Raw genomic sequence first — 9,594 nt, forward strand, 5'->3', positions numbered from 1 at the left:
ACGACAACGACCGCTACGACAACGGCCATCACGACAACGACCGCTACGACAACGGCCACTACGACAACGATCGTGGCGGCAACGGACACCACGACAACGACCACTACGGCAACGACCGTGGCGGCAACGGCGATCACAACGATCGTGGCGGCAACGGACACCACAACGACAGGGACTGATAACACGCCGACGACAACGCGATGTGCGACCCCCCAGGGGTCGCACATCGTGCTGTTCCGACTCGAATCAGCGGAGAGAAAGGTGGGCCGGGCCACCGGCCCGGAAAGAAGGGCGCAGGGCCGGCCCTCGCACGGTCCGTGCCCGCCCTGAGCGTGTCCCCACCCCTTCCGCCCGCGTCCTCACGGCCTTTCCGCGCCACGCTTCAGGAGCCGGCGCCTCCCCGGGCGTGAAAGCTGGAGAAGGCTTGCGACGAGTTGTACGCTGGTCTGCAACCTCTGCCGGGTCCTTCGGTGCCGCAACGCGCCGAAGGTGTTGTCGAACGCCGTGTAGAGGTATGCCATGTCCGGCTCATTCTCTGAAGATCACATGGCGCCGGACTGGCGCGATCAGGCTTCGTGCGTAGGCGAGGATCCTGAGATCTTCTTCCCCTTGTCCGACTCCGCGTCGCCCGGGGACGAGGCCTTCCTCGCCCGGACCATATGCCGCCGCTGCTCCGTCCTCCTCGCCTGCCGGTCATGGGCCATCGAGCACGGCGAGGACGACGGGATCTGGGGCGCCACCACGGCCGCACAGCGCAGAAAGATCCGCCGGGCGCGGCTCAGCCGGGAGAAGTGGCCCGACCGGTGAACCCGGCGGTGGCTTCCCGACAGTGGGCTGCTGGTCGCCATCCACCCCGCGGGCGTCCTGCGGCGGGATCGCCGCGAGCGGAACGGGCCCGGCCGGGCCCGTTCCCGCCCGGCCCGTCCGAAGGCCCCGCGTCCCGCGCTGCCCGCCTCCACGGGCCGCCCCGCGGTCGTCCCGTGGTGACCCGGCACCGCGCCCCCGGTCCCCGGGACGGGCATGTCGGGCGAAGACGCGGGTGCCGATGCCTCACGGCGGGTCAGGAGGCTGAGGTAGAGCAACTCGACGACGCACAGGCCGGAGGCACCGGCGAACCTGCGCTCCCTCCAGGACCGTGTGCCCCCACCGCACCGCAATGTGGGCACGGCCCCGCGTTCGCAGCGACGGTGCGGGCGACGGCACCCGGCCGGCCACGCCACCCGTCCGCTCCACGGTCCAACGGTGGCGGCCCAGCCGCTGAGAGGACTCGATGACTTGGGGAGCCATGCCCCCGGCTCTCCCGGCCCTCCAGCGCTGCCCGGACGGATGGTGGGTGACGACGTAGACGTTGCGCACCGGGGTGCGCCTTTCTGCCGGGGCGTGGCGTGGCGGACCCGGTCGGGCCCGCGACGTGCGGGACGGTACCGCAGGACGGTCAGGCGGACGGGCCGGGGAAGGACAGTTCCAGCACCCTCAGGCCCCGCAGCGGTCTCGCCCGGTCGTGCCCCGCCGCGTGGGCGGTGAGGATGTCGCGGACGGCCGTCCTGCTCAAGTAGCCGGCCGTGCACATGCGGGGCCGGGCCAGTACTCGGGTGCCATACACCGGGGGCGCGTCGCCCGTTGTGTTGCCGGCGGACCGCCGGGGACGACCAGGTGCCCGCGCGCTTCGTCGGCAAGCCGTCGCCGCGGGCGGCCGCGGGCTCGCCGCCTGTCTCCCGCCGGAAATACTAGGGAGTATCATCAGGTGTTCCGGCCCCCGAGGAACACGCCGGTGAGCGCTGTGCCGGACGAACACCGAACGAGAGAAGGATCCGGATGGCAGTCGTGGACGGTGCCGAGGCCGACAACGCCAAGCGCCGCATTCTGGATGCCGCGGCCGAGGCCTTCATGGAGCAGGGGTTCGGCGTCGCCATCGACGACATCGCCGACAGTGTCGGCGCCACCAAAGGGCTGATCTACTACCACTTCCGCTCCAAGTTCGACATCTTCCTCGCCGCGTACGAGCACGGCATGCGCACCGTCCGCGAACAAGTGGAGCCGCTGGCCCGGGAGCCCAGGAGCGGGCGGGAGCGACTCATCGCCATGTCGACCCAGCACGTGATGAACCTGATGACGAACCTCACGTACCACCACGTGGTCCATCTCGGAGTGCGCGAGCAGTCCTCGACCGCGCTGAAGCCCCGCCAGCGGAAGGCGTTGGACGAGCTGAACGTCCTGCGGGCCGAGTACGAAGACCTCTTCCTCCGGGTGGTCGAGGACGGCATCGCCGACGGCACCCTCCGCCCCGTGCGCGCGAAGCTGGCCGCCCGGACGCTGCTGTGCAGCCTCAACGCCGTCGACATGTGGTTCCGCCGGATCGAGGGGCAGTCCACGGACGACTTGCGGCGTCTCGCCGACGAGGTCGTGGACCTCGTGGTCGGAGGACTGCTCCTCGATCCGGTCCGCTGAGGCCCTGCCGCGGCGGAGTCCGCGCCGGGCCGTTCCGCCGGGGGCCCGTCAGTCGCCCCCGGCGGTCACCGACCGGCGCAGCGCGGCTTTCGCGAACTTCCCGGACGCCGTCTTGGGGAGACCGTCCAGCATGATCACTTCCTCGGGGATCCACCACTTGGCCACCCGCCCGGACAGGTGCCGGCGGACGCCCTCGGCGGTGAGGCCCGCATCCGGTACCGGCACCACGCACGCGAGGGGTCTTTCCCCCCACTTGTCGTCGGGCACCGCGATGACCGCGGCCTCCAGGACCCCGGGCATCGCCATGATCTCGTTCTCGAGTTCGACCGACGAGATCCACTCTCCCCCCGACTTGACGAGGTCCTTGGTCCGGTCGACGATCCGCACGACACCGAAGGGATCGATGGTGGCCACGTCCCCGGTCCGCAGCCAGCCGTCCTCGGTGAACGCCGAGGTCCCGGGGGAACCGCCGAAATAGGCGGCCGCGACGGTCGGGCCGGAGACCTGCAGTTCACCCCGGTGCCGTCCGTCACGGGGTGCGGGGGAACCGTCCTCGGCGACCAGGCGCAGCGAACACAGCACCGTGGGGGGACCGGGTGCGGCCAGTGCCGCGATGCGGTCCTCCTCCGTGAGGGAGGGCGCTGTTTCGCTGGGCACCCTCGCGCTGCAGACCAGCGGACTGGTCTCGGTCATCCCCCACGAGCTCGTCAGCGGGACGCCGGCCTTCTCGTGGAAGGCGCGGGAGAGCGCGACGGGCAGCGCGCCCCCGCCGCTGACGGCACGCCGCAGTGCGCTCAGGTCGGCGTCGCCGGCATGGGGCAGTATCCCGCGCCAGACCGTGGTCACCGCGGCGGCGAACGTGACCCGGCACGTCTCCATCGCCCGCACCAGACGCTCCGGTGACATGACCGGGCCGGGCATGACCAGGTTCGCCCCGGCCATCAGCGCGGCGTAGGGCAGGCCCCAGGCGTTGACGTGGAACATGGGCACGATCGGCATCACCGTGTCGTCCTCGCCGATGGCGAAGGCGTCCGCCATCAGCAGCGTCATCGCGTGCAGCACGATCGACCGGTGGTCGTAGAGGACTCCCTTGGGACGGCCCGTCGTCCCCGACGTGTAGCACAGGGCGGCGGCGGTGCGTTCGTCGATGTTCCCGAACGCCGCGACCGGCCGTGCGGCGCCCAGGAGCGTCTCGTAGTCGTGCACCCGGGGGCCGGCCGGCAGCTCCGCCGGTGAGCCGTCGTCCATCACGACGAGGTGCCGCACGCTCGGGCACCTCTCGAGCAGGGGGTGCACCACGTCGAGGAGCGACCGGTCGACGAAGAGGACGTCGTCCGCGGCGTCGTCGACGATGTGGGCGACGTCGTCCGCGAAGAGACGGTGGTTGAGCGTGTGCAGGACCCGTCCCGAACAGGGAACGGCCAGGTACAGCTCCAGGTGGCGCTGCGAGTTCCAGCCGAAACTCCCCACCCGGGCGCCGGCGGGGACGCCCAGGTGATCCAGCACCCCGGCGAGGCGCCGGACGCGCTCGGCGACGTCGCCGTAGGACGCGGACACCGTGCCGCCCGGCTGCGTCGTGGTGACGTGTTTACGGCTGAACCGGTGCTCCATGCCGTCCATGAGCATCGGCAGCGACAAGGGGCGGTCCTGCATGAGGCCGTGCATGTGCGTTTCCTTCGTGTCTCGTTCCGGGAGGGACCGCGGTCAACGCGAGACGGGGGCCGGGGTCCCGGCCGCGGTCGCGTCCTCACCGCGGACGGCGCGTGCGAGCAGAGGGGTGAGCAGGACGCCGGCGACCGAGGAGGCGATGACGACGTAGAGCCCCGCGCCGGGGTTCCCGGTCGCGTCCTCGGCCAGGCCGAAGGCGTACGGGCCGAGGAATCCGCCGAGGAGCCCGATCGTGTTGATGAACGCGAGACCGGCGGCGGCGACCAGCCCGGACATCCTGGCCATGGCCACGGACCAGAACAGCGGCAGCGTGCCGAACACGAAGACCATGGACACCACGATCAGCAGGATCTGCGCGGCCGGGGACGACGAGAGCACGAAGACCGCCGCCGTCACCGCCGTCGACGCTGCGAGGATCCCGATGAGCGCCACCTCGTTGCCGAAACGACGGTGCACGAGGGGAACGAGGAGCACGCCGACGGTGGCACCGATGCCGGCGCTTCCCGACACCAGGCCGATGAGGAACGAACCGTGGATGTCCAGTCCCTCGACGATGGACGGCATGTTGAAGACGATGCCGACGTTCGTGACCTGGTTGAACAGGTAGATCAGCGCGATGATGACGATGAAGGGGCGGGTGAAGGCGCGCTTCAGGCTGCCCTTGACGCGGTGTCCGGACCCCGTGCCGTCACCGGCGGCGCGGGCGGAGAGGATCTCCGCCTCCCCGGCCGTCAGCCATGAGGCGTCGCGGGGCGTCTCCGGCAGCCTGAACCAGACGAGGACGCCGACGAGCATGGTCACGATGCCCTCGATCAGGAACATCCACTGCCATCCGTGCAGTCCCAGAGCGGTGTCGAACTCCATCAGCGCGCCGCCCATCGGGTTGCCCACGATCAGGGCGACGGTCGGGGCCAGGTAGATGAATCCGACCACGGTGGCGCGGTGCTTCTGGGAGAACCACACGGTGACCATGTACATGAGGGTCGGATAGAGGCCGGCTTCGGCCATGCCGAGGAAGAAGCGCAGCACGTAGAACGACCACTCGCCCTGGACGAACATCATGGCCGCCGAGAGCGCGCCCCAGGTGACGGCGATCCGTGCGATCCACCGTCTTGGGCCGACTCTGTGCATGATCAGGCTGCCGGGCACCTCCAGGAAGGCGTAGCTGACGAAGAAGATGCCGGCGCCCAGTCCGAAGGCGGTGACGCCGATGCCGACGTCGGCCTGCAACTGGGTCTTGGCGAGCGCGACGTTGGTGCGGTCGATGTAGGCCATGAAGTAGGCGGCCAGCATGATCGGCAGGAGTCTGACCATGGCCTTGCGCGTGGCGCGTGCGTGCAGCGCGTCCGCCGCCGGGGAAACCGAATCGACAGTCATCGAAGCCCTTCCAACGGGTTGAGGTACGGGTGTCGTGCGGGGAACGAGTCCGGGGTGGTGGCGACGTGTCGCCTCGGTACGGCAGGAGCGGCGGGGCGACACGTCGCCACCGGCGGAGTGTTCCGGTCCGCGCAGGGTGAAGGAGGGAGCCCGCCCGTGGGGGGAGCCCCTCGGAGGGGAAGTCCGCGGAGGAAGTCCGCCGGGAACGGGGAGTCCGCGACGGCCGCGTCGGCGGACGGTGCTCGTCAGAAGATCTCGAAGAGGCCGGCGGCGCCCATGCCTCCGCCGACGCACAGGGTGACGACGGCGAACCGGGCACCGCGGCGGCGTCCCTCGAGCAGGACGTGGCCGACGAGACGGGCTCCCGTCATGCCGTAGGGGTGACCGACCGCGATGGCGCCGCCGTTGACGTTGAGCCTGGCCGGGTCGATGCCCAGACGGTCACGGCAGTGGACGGCCTGCGACGCGAAGGCCTCGTTGAGCTCCCACAGGTCGATGTCGTCCACGGAGAGGCGGTGCTCGGCGAGCAGCTTGGGGACCGCGTGCACGGGACCGATCCCCATCTCGTCCGGTTCGCAGCCGGCGACGGCGATCCCCCGGTAGGCGCCGAGCGGGGTGAGCCCGCGCCTTTCCGCCTCGCGGGCCTCCATCAGGACGGCGGCGGAGGCGCCGTCGGAGAGCTGGGAGGCGTTGCCGGCGGTGACGGTGGAGGTCGCGGACGCCTTCCCGTCGGGGAGTACCGGCCGGAGACGGGACAGCGCCTCACGGGTGGTCGAGGCCCGGCTCCCTTCGTCCTCGCGCAGGGTGAACTCCCGGACGGCCGCCGGAGCGTCCGGACCCTCCGGTGCCGTCCGCCGGCCGGACAGGGCGACGATCTCCTCGTCGAAGAGTCCCGCCCGTTGCGCGGCGGCCGTCCGCCGCTGGGACAGCAGGGCGAACTCGTCCTGCTCGTCGCGGCTGACGCCGTAACGCTCCGCCACGATCTCCGCCGTCTCCAGCATGCTCATGTAGAGCGAGGGCCTCTCCCGCGACAGCCACGGGTCGACGGTCCGGTGGGTGTTCCGGTACGCGTTCTGGACGAGGGAGACGGACTCGACCCCACCACCGATCACGACGTCCATCCCGTCGGTGACGACCTGCTTCGCCGCGGTCGCGATCGCCATCAGACCCGACGCGCACTGCCGGTCGACGGTCATCGCGGGAACCGTCACCGGCAGGCCCGCCCGCAGTGCCCCCTGGCGGGCGACGTTCATCCCCGTCGAGCCCTCCTGCATCGCGCAGCCGAACACGACGTCCTCGACCTCCGGTCCGTCGAGCCCCGCCCGCCGCAGTGCGCCGGAGATCGCATGGGCGGCCAGCCGCTGCCCCGACGTGTCGTTGAACGAGCCGCGGAACGCCTTGCCGATCGGCGTCCGGGCCGTGGACACGATGACGGCCTCCCTCACGGCACGGCCCCCGTCTCGGTTCCGGCCATGGCGGCGTACCGCTTCGTCTGGTCGAACGCGGACGCGGTGACCACGGAAGCGCTCATGTCGCTGATCTCGGCCCACCGCTCGGCGATGGTCTCGGGTGAGCGGTCACCCTCGGGAAGGTAGACCCCTGCGGACTCCCTCATCTGCGCGACGGCGAAGACACCGGCGCCGGCGGCGAGGACGGTCTTGGTGGGGGCCTGTTCGCTGACGAGGAACAGGGCTCCCGGAGCGATCGATTCGGGGGTGAGCAGACCGAGGATCCCCTCGTCGATCAAGCCCTCGGTCATCCGCGTGGCCGCGGTCGGGGCGAGCGCGTTGACCCGGATGCCCTTGCGCTCGCCCTCGATCGCGAGGACGTTCATCAGTCCGACCAGGCCGGACTTCGCCGCACCGTAGTTGGACTGGCCGAAGTTGCCGTACAGGCCGGAGGCGGAGGTGGTCATCAGCACTCTGCCGTAGCCCTGTTCCACCATGTGCGGCCACACCGCCCTGGTGCAGTGGATCGAACCCATCAGATGCACGTCGACGACCTGACGGACGTGATCCAGCCCGATCTTCGCGAAGGACTTGTCGCGCAGGACCCCGGCATTGTTGATGAGGATGTCGACGCGGCCCCACCGCGCGAGGGCTTCGCCGGTCATCCTCTCGACGGCCTCCGCGTCCGTGACGTCGCAGAGGTGGGCGACGGCCTCACCACCGGCGGCCCGGATCTCCGCGGCGACCCGTGCCGCCGCGTTCCCGCCGGTGGACTCCCCGCCCGGCGACCCCATGTCGTTGACGACCACCTTGACGCCGCGCTCGGCGAGGGCCAGGGCATGAGCCCGCCCCAGTCCGGCCCCGGCACCGGTCACCACTGCTACCCGACCTTCGAAGTTCATCTCGCTCCCGTGTCTCATACTACGGAGTATCATCATGGTCGGGGTGTCGAGGGAGTGTCAACAGTCGGTCCCGGGAATCGGGCCGTGCGCCCGGCTCTCCGGCGCCGGCACCGCATCCGCCCGTTCTGGTGACCCATCGGAGGGAACCGTGCGGTCCGCAGGCGTGAGCGGTGGCCGGAAAGCACCCGTGGTGAACACACTGAGCAGCAGGTCCGTGCTCGTCGTCCGATGCGGGGTACCCCGGTGGCGCACGAGTCCCTACTCGTTCTCAGGAGGCACGCCCATGACCTTCAACCCCTTGGAGCAGCGGGGCATCCCGCTGGACCGGCAACTGCGCAACTGGCGTGAGCTGAACGTGGAGCCGATCGACCCGGACCACTGCGACCCGTACACCCGCTGTCGCGTCATCACGATGAACGGCATCGAGGTGGAGGCGATCCTGTTCAGCCACCAGATGGCACGTCACACCGTCGACCCCGAGGTGAAGCGGCAGCTCGCGCGGGTCCGCTACATCGAGGCGCAGCAGCAGAAGGCGGTGAACTGGCTGCTTCCGGGGGTGTCGTCGGTGCTGGAGACCACCATCGCCTACGAGCAGGTCGCGGTGGACCTGACGGCGTGGGTGGCGCGGATGGAGCCGGACCCGTACCTGAAGCAGGCGTACCAGTTCGGTGTGCTGGAGGACTTCGACCACCTGTACCGGTACGCGAACCTGTACGAGATGATCGAGCACCGCAAGGCGGAGTCGATCGTCGACAACCTGACCGAGGTCATGCCCGGCAGGCCCACCAGGTTCCACCACCGCGACCCGGTCGACAACGTCCGCGACCCGTACGCCAAGGACGAGGCGAACCCGCTGTCGAAACTGCACGCGTTGACGATCATGTCGGCGGAGCAGCAGACCATGAACTTCTACATGAACACCGGCCCCACCTACATGGAGCCGATCGCCCGTCAGCTGTACCAGGAGATCGGGCTGATCGAGGAGGAGCACGTCACGCACTACGAGTCCCTCGTGGACCCGGGGGAGACGTGGTGGGAGCAACTGGTCAACCACGAGTACAACGAGTGCTACCTGTACTACTCCTTCATGGAGCAGGAGAGCGACCCCAGGGTCAAGGCCATCTGGGAGCTGCACCTGAACATGGAGCTGGAGCACCTGCACGCCGCCTGCGACCTCATGCGCCGGCACGACGGCCGCGACCCCGCCTCGGTCCTGGCTCCCCAACTGCCCAACGTGCTCACCTTCGAGCCGAACAAGGACTACGTGCGCGAACTCCTGGACACCCAGCTGGACCTGACCACTCTCGGGGCCGGTTACGTGCGCGAGGCGCACGAGCGGTTCGAGCGGATGCAGGAGCAGATCCACGGCGGCGAGGCACCGCCGAGCGACCGGGTCATGACCGAGCACGACACGATGTTCGGCCGTGAGTACCGCGTCCAGACCGAGGGCGAGCACCCCGACCCCGCCCAGCGCGAGAAGTGAGGGGCGCCATGTCCGAGCTGCACACCCCGCACGCCGGGGACGACCGCGCCAAGGACGACGACGTCGTCTCCCTGCTGATGCGTCAGCACGGAGACATCCGCAACCTCTTCGACGAGGTCGAGGCCACCGGGGGCGAGGAACGCCGCAACGCCTTCCGTCGCCTGGTACGCCTGCTGGCCGTGCACGAGACCGCGGAGGAAGAGGTCGTCCACCCCTTCGCCCGGCGCGCGTTGCCGGGCGGCGAACAGGTCGTCGAGGACCGGCTCGC

At 70.1% G+C, this 9,594-nt stretch carries 8 protein-coding genes; 4 read left to right on the forward strand and 4 right to left on the reverse strand.

Going from position 1 to position 9,594, the window contains the following annotated elements; translation table 11 throughout:
- Positions 1 to 546: 546 nt before the first annotated feature.
- Entirely contained in the window at positions 547 to 807 is a 261-nt protein-coding gene (locus AOK18_RS17125) for a WhiB family transcriptional regulator (protein ID WP_276205358.1), read from the forward strand.
- A gap of 1,008 nt (positions 808 to 1,815) precedes the next feature.
- Complete coding sequence (locus AOK18_RS17130) at positions 1,816 to 2,448, forward strand: TetR/AcrR family transcriptional regulator (RefSeq protein WP_055570787.1); 633 nt, start codon at positions 1,816 to 1,818, stop codon at positions 2,446 to 2,448.
- A gap of 48 nt (positions 2,449 to 2,496) precedes the next feature.
- Here the strand turns inward: AOK18_RS17130 and AOK18_RS17135 are convergent, their stop codons facing one another.
- From AOK18_RS17135 to AOK18_RS17150, 4 genes are all read right to left on the reverse strand, one after another.
- Positions 2,497 to 4,113, reverse strand: a complete 1,617-nt coding sequence (locus AOK18_RS17135) for a long-chain fatty acid--CoA ligase (protein ID WP_055694947.1) — start codon at positions 4,111 to 4,113, stop codon at positions 2,497 to 2,499.
- A 39-nt stretch (positions 4,114 to 4,152) separates the two neighbouring features.
- A complete protein-coding gene (locus tag AOK18_RS17140) occupies positions 4,153 to 5,493 on the reverse strand; it encodes an MFS transporter (protein ID WP_055570785.1) in 1,341 nt (446 codons plus the stop codon).
- Positions 5,494 to 5,738: 245 nt separating this feature from the next.
- Positions 5,739 to 6,920 (reverse strand): acetyl-CoA C-acyltransferase, encoded by a 1,182-nt coding sequence (locus tag AOK18_RS17145; RefSeq protein WP_240503213.1) that lies wholly within the window; start codon positions 6,918 to 6,920, stop codon positions 5,739 to 5,741.
- 14 nt (positions 6,921 to 6,934) lie between these two features.
- A complete protein-coding gene (locus tag AOK18_RS17150) occupies positions 6,935 to 7,843 on the reverse strand; it encodes an SDR family NAD(P)-dependent oxidoreductase (RefSeq protein ID WP_055570783.1) in 909 nt (302 codons plus the stop codon).
- 283 nt (positions 7,844 to 8,126) lie between these two features.
- Between AOK18_RS17150 and AOK18_RS17155 the strand changes: the two genes are divergently transcribed.
- On the forward strand, positions 8,127 to 9,326 hold the full coding sequence (locus AOK18_RS17155; RefSeq protein ID WP_055570782.1) for a hypothetical protein: 1,200 nt from the start codon (positions 8,127 to 8,129) through the stop codon (positions 9,324 to 9,326).
- An 8-nt stretch (positions 9,327 to 9,334) separates the two neighbouring features.
- Positions 9,335 to 9,594, forward strand: a 260-nt coding sequence (locus AOK18_RS17160; RefSeq protein ID WP_206281555.1) for a hemerythrin domain-containing protein, incomplete at its 3' end; no start/stop codon positions are given.

The sequence above is a fragment of the Streptomyces prasinopilosus genome (assembly GCF_001419695.1).
Lineage (GTDB): Bacteria > Actinomycetota > Actinomycetes > Streptomycetales > Streptomycetaceae > Streptomyces > Streptomyces prasinopilosus.

What these genes read in the sequence shown, in the direction of transcription:
- AOK18_RS17155 (WP_055570782.1), top strand. Translation starts at nt 8,127, where the DNA reads ATGACCTTCAACCCCTTGGAGCAGCGGGGCATCCCGCTGGACCGGCAA.
- AOK18_RS17125 (WP_276205358.1), top strand. Translation starts at nt 547, where the DNA reads ATGGCGCCGGACTGGCGCGATCAGGCTTCGTGCGTAGGCGAGGATCCT.
- AOK18_RS17130 (WP_055570787.1), top strand. Translation starts at nt 1,816, where the DNA reads ATGGCAGTCGTGGACGGTGCCGAGGCCGACAACGCCAAGCGCCGCATT.
- AOK18_RS17140 (WP_055570785.1), bottom strand. Translation starts at nt 5,493, where the DNA reads ATGACTGTCGATTCGGTTTCCCCGGCGGCGGACGCGCTGCACGCACGC.
- AOK18_RS17150 (WP_055570783.1), bottom strand. Translation starts at nt 7,843, where the DNA reads ATGAACTTCGAAGGTCGGGTAGCAGTGGTGACCGGTGCCGGGGCCGGA.
- AOK18_RS17135 (WP_055694947.1), bottom strand. Translation starts at nt 4,113, where the DNA reads ATGCACGGCCTCATGCAGGACCGCCCCTTGTCGCTGCCGATGCTCATG.